The 13,303-nt window shown below is 69.5% G+C and carries 10 protein-coding genes and 2 pseudogenes; 5 read left to right on the forward strand and 7 right to left on the reverse strand.

The features are described 5' to 3' along the window. Positions 1-1,050 (forward strand): cytochrome c oxidase subunit I (locus EHO50_RS36920; protein WP_181449760.1); only part of this gene is annotated, 1,050 nt, incomplete at its 5' end. Positions 1,051-1,055: 5 nt separating this feature from the next. Continuing rightward, positions 1,056-1,397 carry a hypothetical protein gene (locus tag EHO50_RS36925; RefSeq protein WP_342787033.1) on the forward strand — a complete coding sequence of 114 codons (342 nt, stop codon included), beginning with the start codon at positions 1,056-1,058 and terminating at the stop codon, positions 1,395-1,397. A 235-nt stretch (positions 1,398-1,632) separates the two neighbouring features. On the opposite strand, the gene EHO50_RS36930 is transcribed toward EHO50_RS36925, so the two are convergent. Then, positions 1,633-3,594 carry an RICIN domain-containing protein gene (locus EHO50_RS36930; protein ID WP_128435638.1) on the reverse strand — a complete coding sequence of 654 codons (1,962 nt, stop codon included), beginning with the start codon at positions 3,592-3,594 and terminating at the stop codon, positions 1,633-1,635. Between the two features lie 200 nt (positions 3,595-3,794). On the opposite strand from EHO50_RS36930, the gene EHO50_RS36935 reads away from it, so the two are divergent. Both EHO50_RS36935 and EHO50_RS36940 read left to right on the forward strand, forming a co-directional pair. After that, positions 3,795-5,006 carry a glycosyltransferase gene (locus EHO50_RS36935; RefSeq protein ID WP_128436121.1) on the forward strand — a complete coding sequence of 404 codons (1,212 nt, stop codon included), beginning with the start codon at positions 3,795-3,797 and terminating at the stop codon, positions 5,004-5,006. 118 nt (positions 5,007-5,124) lie between these two features. Beyond that, complete coding sequence (locus EHO50_RS36940) at positions 5,125-5,454, forward strand: PepSY domain-containing protein (RefSeq protein WP_128435641.1); 330 nt, start codon at positions 5,125-5,127, stop codon at positions 5,452-5,454. Between the two features lie 32 nt (positions 5,455-5,486). On the opposite strand, the gene EHO50_RS36945 is transcribed toward EHO50_RS36940, so the two are convergent. Next, positions 5,487-6,149 (reverse strand): TetR/AcrR family transcriptional regulator, encoded by a 663-nt coding sequence (locus tag EHO50_RS36945; RefSeq protein WP_128435643.1) that lies wholly within the window; start codon positions 6,147-6,149, stop codon positions 5,487-5,489. Between the two features lie 198 nt (positions 6,150-6,347). On the opposite strand from EHO50_RS36945, the gene EHO50_RS36950 reads away from it, so the two are divergent. Next, on the forward strand, positions 6,348-7,601 hold the full coding sequence (locus EHO50_RS36950; RefSeq protein WP_128435645.1) for a YncE family protein: 1,254 nt from the start codon (positions 6,348-6,350) through the stop codon (positions 7,599-7,601). Positions 7,602-7,620: 19 nt separating this feature from the next. Here EHO50_RS36950 and EHO50_RS36955 read toward each other — a convergent pair. The 5 genes and pseudogenes from EHO50_RS36955 to EHO50_RS36975 form a co-directional block, all read right to left on the reverse strand. Next, positions 7,621-7,970 (reverse strand): annotated as a pseudogene (locus EHO50_RS36955) (nucleotide disphospho-sugar-binding domain-containing protein); the annotation flags it as partial. A gap of 89 nt (positions 7,971-8,059) precedes the next feature. Further along, positions 8,060-8,323: pseudogene (locus tag EHO50_RS36960) on the reverse strand (TipAS antibiotic-recognition domain-containing protein); the annotation flags it as partial. A gap of 77 nt (positions 8,324-8,400) precedes the next feature. After that, entirely contained in the window at positions 8,401-10,260 is a 1,860-nt protein-coding gene (locus EHO50_RS36965) for a cellulase family glycosylhydrolase (protein WP_128435647.1), read from the reverse strand. A 97-nt stretch (positions 10,261-10,357) separates the two neighbouring features. Continuing rightward, positions 10,358-11,011 carry a tetratricopeptide repeat protein gene (locus tag EHO50_RS36970; RefSeq protein ID WP_128435649.1) on the reverse strand — a complete coding sequence of 218 codons (654 nt, stop codon included), beginning with the start codon at positions 11,009-11,011 and terminating at the stop codon, positions 10,358-10,360. A gap of 44 nt (positions 11,012-11,055) precedes the next feature. After that, positions 11,056-13,080, reverse strand: coding sequence for an elongation factor G (locus tag EHO50_RS36975; RefSeq protein WP_128435651.1), 2,025 nt, complete (start codon positions 13,078-13,080; stop codon positions 11,056-11,058). Between the last annotated feature and the right edge of the window lie 223 nt (positions 13,081-13,303).

Raw genomic sequence — 13,303 nt, forward strand, 5'->3', positions numbered from 1 at the left:
AACGTGCTGCTGACCGCGGTGCTGGTCCTGCTGGCCTTCCCGGTCCTGGCGGCCGCGCTGTTCGCGCTGGAGGCGGACCGAAAGTTCGGCGCCCACGTCTTCGACTCCGCCAACGGCGGAGCGTTGCTGTGGCAACACCTCTTCTGGTTCTTCGGCCACCCGGAGGTGTACATCATCGCGTTGCCGTTCTTCGGCATCATTTCCGAGGTCATCCCGGTCTTCTCCCGCAAGCCGATGTTCGGCTACATGGGTCTGATCGCGGCGACCATCGCGATCGCGGGTCTGTCCGTGACGGTGTGGGCGCACCACATGTACGTCACCGGCGGCGTACTCCTGCCGTTCTTCTCCTTCATGACGTTCCTCATCGCCGTACCGACCGGCGTGAAGTTCTTCAACTGGATCGGAACGATGTGGAACGGCTCGTTGAGCTTCGAAACCCCCATGCTCTGGGCGATGGGCTTCCTGGTGACCTTCGTCTTCGGCGGACTGACCGGCGTCATGCTCGCCTCACCGCCGCTGGACTTCCCGACGTCCGACACGTACTTCGTGGTGGCCCACTTCCATTACGTCATCTTCGGCACGGTCGTCTTCGCCATGTTCGCCGGATTCCACTTCTGGTGGCCCAAGTTCACGGGCAAAATGCTCGACGAACGCCTCGGCAAGATGACCTTCTGGACGCTGTTCATCGGCTTCCACGGCACCTTCCTCGTCCAGCACTGGCTGGGCGTCAACGGAATGCAGCGCCGGATTCCCGACTATCTGGCGGTGGAAGGGCTGACGACCCTCAACACACTGTCGACCGTGTTCTCGTTCGTGCTCGGCCTGTCCCTCCTGCCCTTCTTCTACAACGTCTGGAGAACCGCGAAGTACGGCAGGCAGGTCGAGTCCGACGACCCCTGGGGCTACGGCCGCTCCCTGGAGTGGGCCACCTCCTGCCCGCCACCGCGGCACAACTTCGCGGCACTCCCCCGCATCCGCAGCGAATCCCCGGCGTTCGACCTCCATCACCCCGGCACCGCGGCCCCGGAGCGGGAGTTGACGGCGCTGTGAAGGCCATGGACACCCGTGCGCTCATCAACGACATCGAGGGCCACCTGCTCCTCACAGCCGCCCGCCGACAGGGGCGAGCGGCCGCCGAGCGCTTCACCGCGCCCCTGCACTGGCTGACGGACGGCCAGCGCGAGGAGCTGGAACGGCAGTTCGAGAGGGAGTACCTCGCTCTCGCCCGTGACTCCTGGCGACGTACGGCCGAGCGTGCCGGGGAGTTGCGGGGCGAGTACGAGGCGAGATACCGCGGCCTGCGACGCCGCCTGCTGGCCGCCTGGCTGGTGGCGTGCGCCGCGCTGACGGCCGCGGGTGTTCTGGTGCTCAGACTCGCCGGGAGCATGTCGCTTTGACCGGCTGACCAGTTGATCCGAACTGTCGGCAGACTCCACCGCCTCCGGATGCTGTCCTGGCGGACCGCGCGCATTCATGCCGCCCGCCCCGCTCTCCGCCGGCACGTCCACCTAACAGCTGATGACCGCCAATTCGTATAGTTTCGCAGTCTTTTAGGGCGAAGCAAGAAGCGCGTCCCGGGCTGGGCTGGTTCCCGGACTCCTGGGGGAACCAGCCCGGATCGCCCGGCCGGCGCTAGCTCACCGTCCACTTCTGGTTGCTCTGGCCGTTGCAGGACCAGAGCACCAGCTTCGTGCCGTTGGCCGTGGCCGCGCCGTACGCGTCCAGGCAGAGCCCGGCGTTGACGTTGGTGATCGTGCCGTCGCTGTTCACGTTCCACTTCTGGTTGTTCTGGCCGTTGCAGTCCCAGATGACGACCCGGGTGCCGTTGGTGGTGCCTTGGTTGTAGGCGTCGAGGCACTTGTTGCCGTAGACGACCAGCTCCTTGCGGGTGCTGTTGTACTGCCAGACCTGGTTCTGGCCGCCGGTGCAGTCCCACAGTTGGGCGTCGGTGCCGTTGGCGATGGTGTTGTCGTTGATGTCCGCGCAACGGCCGGACTGGGTGCCGGTGACGAGGCTGCCGTTCTTGCCCGGCAGCGGCCGCACCACGATGCCGTCGAGGGTCGGGGCGCCGGAGAAGGAGATCGTGTTGGTGCTGCCCTTGACGAGGGAGACGTTGACCGAGATGTTGCCGGCGCTCGAGCCGGTCGGCGGGAAGGAGACCTTCGTGGAGGTCTGGCCGTTGACGGTGAGGGTGGCGGTCCGGGCGGTGGAGGTGTTGTTGGTGTAGGAGACGTCGACCGTCTTCAGACCGGCGCTGTCGGCGACCACGCCGGAGAAGCTCGCCGTGCCGTTGTACGTGCTCGCCGACTGCTCGGTGCCCCCGGTGACCGTGAGCATCACGGAGCCGTTCGCCGGCACGGAGGCGGTGTAACTGGTGCCGGTCGTGGCGACGTTCTGGCGGGCCCACAGGTCACGGACGGTCGCGGAGGCGTTCGTCAGGCCCAGGTCGGACCAGCGGACCGTCATGTTCTGCGTGGTCGACGTGCGGTTGAGGAGCACGACGGCACGGTTGCCGGTGCCGGCGAGGACCTTGCCGTACACCTGGAGACCGGAGCTGTCCTCGGCGACCTTCACGCCCTGGAGGCCGCGCGGGTCCTGGTCGACGGCGATGACCTCGGGGTTGGTGAGGATGTTCGTCGACTCGGTGGTGAGGGTGGTGAGGTCGAGGCCGGCGAGCAGCGGAGCCCCGGAGATCGCCCACAGGTTCATGTGGGAGCGGCTCTGTGCGGCGGTCAGGCCGTTCATCCCGACGACCATCATGTCGGGGTCGTTGTAGTAGCCGGTGTGCTGGGCCGTGGGGTGGATGTTGCGGTCGAAGGCGGTCAGGACGTTGCTGTACGACGGGGTCCCGCCGTGGAAGAAGATGTCCGTGTTCGTCCGCCACATCGGGCCCATGCCCGGCGCCCAGTTCCAGGGGTTGGAGTAGCCCCAGTTACACAGGGAGAGAGCGAGCGGGCGGCCCGTCGCCGCGGTCGCCGCGGTCACGGCGTTGCTGATCGCCTGGTAGGTCGTCTTCGGGTCGAGGCCCTCGGCGTCACCGCCGCACCAGTCGACCTTCACGAAGTCGAAGCCCCAGCGGGAGAAGGAGAGCATGTCCTGCTCGTAGTGGCCCTCGCTGCCGGAGCCGGGCGCGGCGGGGCGGCCGGTCGGGAAGTAGTAGCCGCAGCCGTCCTTGCCGGCGTCGGTGTAGATCCCGGCCTTCAGGCCCTTGCTGTGGATGTAGTCGGCGATGGCCTTCATGCCGCCCGGCCACTCGGCCTCGTCGACGGTGATGTTGCCGGCGCTGTCGCGGGTGCCCTGCCACCAGCCCTCGTCGATGTTGATGTAGTCGTAGCCGGCCTCGGGCAGCCCCGCCGCCACGAACGCGTCGACCTGCTTCTTGATGACGTTGTAGTCGACCTTCGCGGCGAAGGCGTTCCAGGACGCCCAGCCCATGGGGGCGGCCGGCACCGGTATCTGACGGTTCGTCACTGCCTGAGCCGGAGCGGTTCCGGCGAACAGGAGCGCGGCCGTGGCGGTGAGCGCCAGGACGAGGGCGCGCACGCCGGCCGATCTGCAACGGCGCAAGAGAGAGGTTCGGGGCGGGGGGTACATGCGGCTCCTTAGCGCGGGGGGATCACCCAGCATGTTCGATATCTCGAATGCCAGTCGGAACATCGAACATATCGCGCTGAAAGTAGAGCCAGGAGATGAGGAAGTCAACGGATGGGACGGAGCTGAAATCGCCCTCGCCCACGGGCCGTTCCCACACCGCGGCGGGCGCCGCCATACTGGCCGACGTGCGCGTAGCGATCATGACGGCGGGCTCCCGGGGCGATGTGGCCCCCTACACCGGACTCGGGCACGCCCTGTCCCTGGCCGGGCACGAGGTCACCCTGGTCACCCACGGCTGCTTCGAGCGGCTGGTCGCGGGGTCGGGCGTACGCTTCCATCCGATGCCGCTGGATCCACGGGCGGAACTGGAGTCGGCGCGCGGCCGCAGTCTGCACCGGAGCACCACCGGCGTCGGCAAGCTGGTGCGCGTGGTGGGGATGGCGCGGACCCTGGCCGGCCGGATGACGGACGACATGCTGGCCGCCGCCCGGGCCAGCGACCTCCTGCTCCTGGCGGGCTCCACCGCACCGCTAGGGCGGGCCATCGCCGAGGGCCTGTCGCTGCCGACCATCGACGTGCCCCTGCAACCACTCGCCCCCACCCGGGAGTTCGGTCCACCGATGCTCGGGGGCCGCTCCTGGGGAGCCGTCGGGAACCGGGTCGCCGGGCACGGCGTGAGCTTGGCCATCGAGCGGGTCTTCTCGGCGGCCGTACCGGAGGTGCGAGCGCTACTGGGGCTCTCTCGCAGCAGGGCACGCGGCACGCGCGAGGGCCCCGTACTGCACGGCTTCAGCTCCCTGGTGGTGCCCCGGCCGCGCGACTGGCGGCCGGATCTGGAGGTGACCGGTTACTGGTGGCCGTACGACGGTGAGGCCCAACTCCCGCCCGAGCTGCGGGACTTCCTGGACGCGGGTGAGCCGCCGGTCTTCGTGGGACTGGGCAGCGCGACCGTACCGGATCCCGCGCGACTCAGCGCCGAGGTGGTGGGCGCCCTGCGCCGGGCCGGGCTGCGCGGGGTGATCCAGCGGGGCTGGGGTGGCCTGGAGGCCGCCGGGGACGACGTACTGACCATCGGCGAGGTGCCGCACTCCGCGCTGTTCCCGAGGATGGCCGCCGTGGTCCACCACTGCGGGGCGGGCACGACCGCCGCCGGGCTGCGCGCCGGGGTGCCGGCCGTTGCGATCCCGGTCCAGTTCGACGAGGGCTTCTGGGCCGGTCGCCTGGTCGCACTCGGCGTGGCGCCCCGCGCCGTGCCGCTGCGCAACCTCACGGCCGAGGCGCTGGCAGCCGCACTGCGGCAGGCGACCGGCGATCCGTCCTACGGCCGTCGCGCCCGGGCCCTGGCCGACGGACTGCGCGCCGAGGACGGTGTGGCTCCCGTCCTCGATGCTGTGAACCGGCTCCAGGGCTGAGCCCGAGCAGAGCTGAATCGCCGTTCAGCTTCGTTCAGCAGGCGTTCAGCGACGGCATCGCATCCTGGAAGCGCAGGTCGGACCACCCGAGAGGGCGGGCGCAACACAGGGAGCGGACATGAGGCACAAGGGCAAGTGGATCGCCGCAGGCGTGATCTCCGCCGCGCTCATCGGCGGCGGCACCGGGCTCGCCGTGGCCACCGCCGGCGGGGACGACGACTCCTCCGAGAAGCCCATCACGGGCGTCGCGCTGGAGAAGGCGAGCGCCGCAGCACTGGCGCACATGGGAGGCGGCAAGGTCACGGACACCGAGGTCGGCGACGAGGACGGGTACTACGAGGTCGAGGTCACCCTCAAGGGCAAGCAGAGCGACGTCCACCTCGACAAGGACTTCAAGGTCCTCAGCACCGAGGCGGACAGCGAGAACGAGAAGAACGACCAGGACTGACCCTCGCAGGCACCGGGAGCAACGCGACCTGCTCAGGCGCCGGCAGCCCGGGGATCCGCCGGTTGGAGGATGCCGAGGAGGAGGCGGACGAGTTCGTCGACGACCTCGTCGAGGGTCGCGTCCACCCACCCCGCGCTCCAGTCGTGCAGCAGCCCGTTGACGCTGCCGATGAACGCGGTCGCGGCGAGGCGGTAGTCGCGGGGCGCCGCCTCACCGCGGCTGACGGCGGCCGCCGCCTCGGCACAGACGAGTTCGACCCAGCCGGCGCGACGGGCGAGGCGCTGTTCCTCCATGCGGGGGCTGACGCCGATGATCTCGACGAAGGTGATGCGGATGCGGCGCGGGTCGGAGGTTACGTTCGCGGCGTACGCGCGGAAGATCTCGGTGACCCGTTCGACCAGCGGCAGGTTCTCCGCGCCGGCCACCGCCGCCAGAACGGCCTCCTCCGCCCACGCGTTGACCTGGAGATGGAGGGCGGCCAGGACGTCCTCGAGCGTGCGGAACTCCTCGTAGAACTGACGCGTCGACAGGCCCGCGGCCTCGCTCAGCGCCGCGACCGTCGTGCCCCGGTATCCGGGGCTGCCGCCGAACAGTTGGAGCGCGGCGTCGAGGAAGCGGCGCCGCCGCTCGGCCTGTCGCTCCTCGGCCGACTTGCCGCCGTAGCGGCCGGTGGGCGCCTTGAGCCTGCCCGCCACGCTGTCCTCCCGCTGCCTCGCCGACCCGACGGCCAATTTTGTCGTGTACGCAGTCTTGTGGAGAAGGGCACCCCCTCCTTACTTTTCAGTAAGTTGATTCTGAAAGCACCTGTGTTCAGATTCGCCGTGCTTCACAGTCACCATCGCCTCTTGGCATGCCCCACTCCCGACGCCCCACCTCAGAGGAAGAGAGCAGTCATGCCTGCCATCAGACCCAGGCACCTGTGCTCCGTAGCCGCCGCCCTCGCCCTGACCGTCACCGCTCCCGCAACCGCCGCCACGGCCGCCGACTCCTCGGCGGCCGCCCTGCGTGAGGTGCTGTTCGTCGGCAACAACTGGGACGGCACCGCCGATGTCATCAAGTCCTCCGGCGACTTCGCGAAGATCGGCCGTATCGATGTCGTCCCCGACAAGGACGAGCGGATGGCGGAGATCAACGCCGATCCGATCAAGTGGATCTACTTCATGGCGATCCGCAACAGTGTCGGCGAGGGCCACGATCAGTTCGTCGACGACATGTACTCCACGCCCGACGGCACGTCGATGGTCGTCTCCCGGCCGAGCTTCGCCGACGTGGTCTCCATCGATCTGACCACCGGCGACATCAACTGGCGCTTCGCCGTGTCCGGTTACCGCGCCGACCACATGGCGGTCTCCCCCGACGGCAAACGGGTCGCGGTGTCGGCCTCGACCTCCAACACCGTGCATGTGCTGGACATCAACTCCGGCAAGGAGTTGGGCAAGTTCGCCACCGGCGACAAGCCGCACGAGAACATCTTCACCCAGGACGGCAAGTACATCTACAACATGGCGATCGGCGACGTGAACACGCAGACCGACGCCCCCTGGCTGGACTGGACGAAGGGCGACCGGCGCATCACCGTCGTCGACGCGACCACGTACCAGCAGGTCAAGGTGATCGACATGCGCCCGAAGCTGGACGCGATCGGCCTCACGGACCACTCCGACGCGGTCCGGCCCGCGGTGTTCTCGCCGGACGAGTCGAAGCTGTACTTCCAGGTGTCGTTCTTCAACGGCTTCTTCGAGTACGACCTGGCCACCGACAAGATCACCCGCACGAAGACCCTGCCGAAGAACCCCGCGACCAGCGACGACCGCACCACCTTCGTCAACGACTCGCGCCACCACGGGCTTTCGATGAGCCCCGACGGCAGCAAGCTGTGCGTCGCGGGCACGATGGACGACTACGCGACCGTCGTCAACCGCACCACCCTGCAGGAGGGTCCGCTGGTCACCGCCTCCAAGCCCTACTGGGCCACGGTCAGCGGTGACGGCAAGTCCTGCGTGGTCTCCGAGAGCGGCACCGACCAGGTCACGGCCATCGACTTCGCCACCGGCAAGAAGCAGGTGTCCGTCCCGGTCGGCGACCACCCGCAGCGGGTCCGGCTGGCCCACGTACCGGCCGACTGGACCAGCCCGTCGGCCGGCTGATCAGCCCGCGTCCCGAAGTTCAGCTCGGGGCCTTGAGCACCGCACCCACCCCGTCCTCGGTCGCCATGTGCCGCGCGGCGACCGGGGCGGCACGGGTGTACGCCTGCTGCCGTACGGCCTGACCGAGCACGTCGGCGAGCCGTTCGGCAGTGAGGGACGCGAAGGGGATCGGGTCGGTGGCCGCGCCGATCGAGGCCGGCCGCCCGGCCCGGAACGGCCGGCCCGCCGTCACCGGCACCGGGACGGCGGGGACCCCGGCCCGCAGAGCCGCCGCCGCGGTGCCCGCCCCGGCGTGGTGGACCGCCGCGGCCACCCCCAGGAACAGCAGCTCGTGCGGACGTCGCCGATCGTCAGGACGTCGTCGCCGTCGGTTCGGCAACGCGGCTGAGGGTGCCCCGTCCGGGGGAGTGCGTGCCAGACGCCGCCGGGCAGGCGGGAATCCGCCGACAGGGCCCAGGGTCCATGGCGCGCTCGCCGTCGACGGGCTCCCCGTCGTCGAAGGCCGCGAGCAGTTCCGCGCGCCAGGCGGCGGCCTCGCCCATGAGCCGGCGCCAGTCCTCCTTGCTGTGCGCGGCGGCGCGCGCCATCGACTCCATCTGCCCGGCCGAATCCCGCCACTTGAGCTGTTCCTCGGTGGCATAGCTATGCAGCCGGTGACCGGCGCCGCTGCGGCCACTGGGCGAGAGCAGTCCCGCCCGGTCGTAGTGGTGCAGCGTGCGCACGGTCACCCCGGCGAAGACCGTGACTGCCCCGCGGTGTTCCGGTCCGGCTCTTGTCCGGCTTGTCAGAAGGTCCCGTCTTATCCGACGGTCCGCGCGGCCCACGCGGAGAGCTCGGACCGTGCGGCGTTCAGTACAGCGGCCGAGGGCGTGCTCGCCCCGTTCGTCACCAGCGCGTAGTGCAGGACGCCGGAGTCCGAGTCGGTGAGCAGCAGGCGGCGGCTTCCCGTGCCGCCCGGTTCCGCGGCCACGCCGACCGGGGTGGTCGAGGTGTACGACGGCGGCGCGTACGCCGTGCCCAGATCGGAGACCACCGTGGTGGACCCGGTCGGGAAGGACGCCGGAAGGTGCAGCTCGGTGGGTGCCGTGCCGCTGTTGGAGCGCCACAGCAGCAGCCCGTACTGTCCCGACCCCACCAGCTGCGCGACATTCGGCAGTGAGCTGGGCACGGGGTTCCAGGTCAGCGTCGTGTTGCCGTCCCGTGAGCGGTCCTCGTAGGTGAAGGCGACGGTCGTCCCGGACGTGGCGCTCGGGTAGATGCGGTCCAGCAGCCGGGCGTCCTGCCGCAGCACCGGTGTTCCCGAGTCGTCGAGGCGTACGGCGGACAGGTCCTCGTCGTTCCAGGCGTCACCGGTGGTGAGGACCTTGTCGGGGTTGTCGTTCATCAGCTCGTGGTGGCGTCCGTTGTAGATGTCCCACTGCCACTGCGAACCGGAGAGCACCGGGCCGGAGCCGGCCGGGTTCGACCACCAACTCGCGCCCGGTACACGGGAGTCGAGGGCCTGGTACATCGCCTTGAGCACGGTCGGCGCCTTGTCGGAGACCGACCCCGCCAGCGGGTGGCCGAACTCGCTGACGATCGCGGGCGTCTTCGTGGCCGAGGCACGGTCGCGGACGGTGCCGAAGTCACCGGCGTACTGTCCGTCCGCCGCCTTGCCCCACATGAAGACCCCCGAGATGGCCTTCTGGTCGTAGAAGTGGGTGTTGAAGACGTACCGCGGCCCGAGTGTGCCCGCGTCCAGCAGGCCGCCCTCCTGCTTCTGGAAGTCGATGTTGGCGTTCCAGAAGAGGTTCGGCTCGGCGAACAGCGGCTTGTCCTGCCAGCCGGCCGCGTCCATGCGGGACCGGAACTTCTCGTAGAACGGCCACAGGACGTCGCGTTCCCAGGTGCGGCTGGTCTGGCCGGAGTCGTAGCTGCCGGCGTGCGGTTCGTTGTACGGGTCGAAGCCGACGACACCCGCGAACTCGGCGGCGGAGACGTTCTGTTTGACGTACGCCATCGTCTTCTGGGCGGTGGCCAGGAAGGCGTCCTGGAGGCCGTACTCGTTGTGCCAGAAGTCGTGCGACGCCTGCTTCACGGCCTCGTTCTGGGTGATGTTCTGGCCCCAGAACAGGCAGATCCCGCAGCTCTCGTCCGGGTAGTTCCCGGCGTCCACGGCCCACTTGGGGGCGCCGTCACCCGTGTACCAGCTGTCGGGGTCGAACAGGTGCCGGGAGTAGAGGTCCTGATGGAAGTCGGGGTAGACGCGGATGCCGGCGTCGAGGAAGGCGCGCATCTGGGCGGTGGCGGCGGCCAGGTACGTGGTGTCGACCTGTCCGCGTACGGGTTCCGCGTAGGCCCAGGAGAGAAGGAAGCGGATCGAGTTGCCGCCGCCGAGGGCGCGCAGCGCGGTGGCGGACTTCTTCGCGTCGGCGACCGAGGCGAAGGGCAGGCCCTTGTTCTCGGCCAGCTTGGTCTCGCCGGAGACGTTGTAGCCGCGCAGTACGACCTCGCGGCCGTTTCCGTCGGTGAAGCGGCCGCCCTGGACGGTGAGGGGCGTTTCGTCGAACCAGAGGGAGTCGGGGAGGGTGGCGGCGGTGGCGGGAGTGGGGCCCGCCACCGTCAGGGATCCGAAGAGGACGACCAGGACAACGAGCAGACGCGTCCGAATATTCGGCATGTCCACTACAGTCCGGTGATTTCAGGACTCAGTCAACACCCCTGACTCTGGAGTAAGTTCTGTCTCGGCCGGCACACCGGTCTCGTCCCTGCCGTCCCTACCCGGGCAGATCGAGGTCCTCACGCGCCTCGGCCACCCACCGCAGGACACCTTCCGCCCCGGACTTCTCGGCCGCCTCCACCGCTTCCCGGAGGAGTTCCGCGGCTTCCTCCCGCCGGTCCTGCTGGGCCGCGACGTAGGCGAGCCCGATCAGGTTGGCGGCCACCCCCGGCAGGAATCCGAGCTCACGGCGCAGGCGGGTGGACTCCTCGAAACGGTCTCGCGCCACATCGAGTCGTCCGGCCATGTGCTCCGCGAAGCCGAGGTGCCGAAGGGCGTAGGACATGGTCAGCCGGTCGTCGGCCTGTGTGGCGAGGTCGAGGGCGCGGGTGAAGGCGGGCAGGGCCGCCTCGGTGTCGTCGCGGACCACCTGGTGGAAGGTGCCGACCCAGAACAGCGCCTCCCCCTCGCCCCGCACGTCGCCGAGCTGCTCGTACAGCTGCGCCGCGCGCTCGAAGAGCTCCAGCTCCCGCGCGTCCTCGGCCCGCTCCTCGAGGAACCGGGCATGGACGACCTTGCCACGGGTCAGGGCGAGATCCGCCTCGACCGCGTCGAGCCCCCGCTCGGCGGGCTCCAGTGCGCTGCTGTCACCTCCGAACACCGCACGCTCGTAGAGGAGTTGGGCCTGCTCTATTCGTGGGTCCGCAGTCATGCAGCGATCGTACGAAAGCAGTCCCGCGCCCTCCCAACGACTTTTCAGCTGCCGATCCTGCGCGTCAGGTTCAACAGGTACTCCTTCCGGTTCAGCGGGTTGAGGTCGGTGCGCCGGCGCTCCGGGACCGTGCCGCGCGGGGCGGGGGCATAGTGGTCGAAGGCGCTCTCCAACTCGCCCTCACCGCGCGTCAGCCCTGGCAGTTGCTGCTCCAGCTCGTGCACATGGGCCGCGGGCACCGATCCCTCCAGCGAGCAGGAGGTGCCGCGCGTCTGCGTGGTCTGCGGCACCGCACGCACCCTGGTCAGCACCGGCAGCAGTGCGGCCAGGGTGTCGGCCGGGGCCTCGATGCGGAAGCGGTGCATCGGCTCGTGGACCTGGGTGCCTGCCCGGCGCAGGGCCTCGGTCAGGACCAGCGGGGTCAGGCCGCGGAAGTCGTAGCCGGTGCTGGACATGCTCTTGTCGAAGCCCTGGTGGGCGTGGCTCTGCCGGGGTGAGTAGCCGGAGTGGGTCATGGTGACGGTGCAGTCGGGGACCTGCCAGCCGTGCAGGCCCTGGCCGAGGGTCTCGCGGACGGTGTCCTCGACGGCCTTGAAGAAGGCGTACGGCATGGAGCCCAGCTCCACCTCCAGCCGGAAGGCCACGCCGGATCCGACCGGGGCGGGGTCGACGCGCAGGCCGATGGTCGCGAGGAAGGGGTTGCCGTCCTTCTTGTTGAACTCGACCGCCGCACCCGAGCCGACCGGCCGCTCGACGCACAGCGGTGTCGTCTCGCGGAAGGTGACGTCGAGGCCGAACTCGTCGGCGAGCGTGGCCTGGATGACCTCCTTCTGAACCTCGCCGTAGAGGGATACGAAGGTCTCCTGCCGTACCTCGTCGTGGCGCAGGTCGATCAGCGGGTCCTGTTCGGCGAGCAGGGTGAGCGCGCGGTGCAGGGCCCGCCGGTCCGCTCCGTCGCCCGGGACGACGACGGTTTCGAGGGTGGGCGGGGCGAAGAAGTGTCCGTGCGTCTTGGGGGGTTCGCCGATGGCGTCGCCGATCCTGATGTCGGCCAGACCCCGGAGCTTGGCGATCCGGCCCGCCGCCACCAGGTCGTCCCGGGCGTCCGCGCCCTGGTCGAAGACGCTGATCGCGGTGATCCGGCCCTCCGCGCGGGTGTCGCCGAGGGCACCGGGGTCGCTCGATTCGCCGACGTCGCCCGATTCGCCCGGCGCGCCGAAGCGGATCCGGTCACGGGTGCGCAGGGTCCCGGAGAACATCCGCGCATACGCGACCTTCTCCCCCGCCGGACCCCGCTCCACCTTGAAGACGGTCCCCGACACCGGTCCGTCGGGGTCACCGCCCGCGGCGGGCAGCAACTCTCTGATCCCGCCGATCAGCGCGTCGACGCCCGCGCCGGTGACGGCTGAGCCGAAGTACACGGGATGGACGAGGGCCTGCCGGGTCCGGTCGGCGAGGGCGGCGTGGAGACGGTCGCAGGAGACCTTGTCCTCGACGTACGCGGTCAGCAGGTCGTCGTCGAGGTCGGCGAGGACGTCGAGCGCGCCCGGGCCGAGGCCGGGCAGGAACCGCGCGTCCCGGGCGCCGAGCGCGGTGGTCGTTCCCATGGGTACGACGGCCGCCGTCAGCCGTTCGGAGATGGCCCGCAGGACGGCGTCGTACCGCGCACCACGCCGGTCGATCTTGTTGACGAAGACGAGGGTGGGGATGCGCAGCCGTTGCAGGGTGCGCATCAGGACGCGGGTCTGCGGCTGGACGCCCTCCACGGCCGACACGACCAGCACGGCGCCGTCGAGGACACCGAGTACCCGCTCCACCTCGGCGATGAAGTCAGGGTGACCGGGGGTGTCGATGAGGTTGACCGTCACGTCGTCCAGCGCGAAGGAGACGACGGCGGACTTGATGGTGATGCCGCGCTGCCGCTCCAGCGCGAGGGAATCGGTCTGTGTGTTCCCGGCGTCGACGCTGCCGATCTCGTCGATCACACCTGCGGTGTGCAGCAGGCGTTCGGTCAGGCTGGTCTTACCGGCGTCGACATGGGCGAGGATCCCGAGGTTGAGCAAGTGCACGAAGCGTCATGTCCTTCGATGAGGGGGTCGTTCCTTCCTGGGGGGACATGAACGCAGTGCGCATTGCTGCTCCTTCGTGCGCGGTGACGGGACCCGTGCAGTGCAGCAGGACCGACCCCGCACCGGCAATGGATTAACGCTCAACGAACGCCGCCGCAGCACTCGCCGTGACACCGGAGCCGCCATAGAGTGACGTACATCACGCCCGGCCGATGTTTCTCCC

Origin of the sequence: Streptomyces cyaneus (genome assembly GCF_004028635.1) — a bacterium.
GTDB classification, from domain to species: Bacteria; Actinomycetota; Actinomycetes; order Streptomycetales; family Streptomycetaceae; genus Streptomyces; species Streptomyces cyaneus.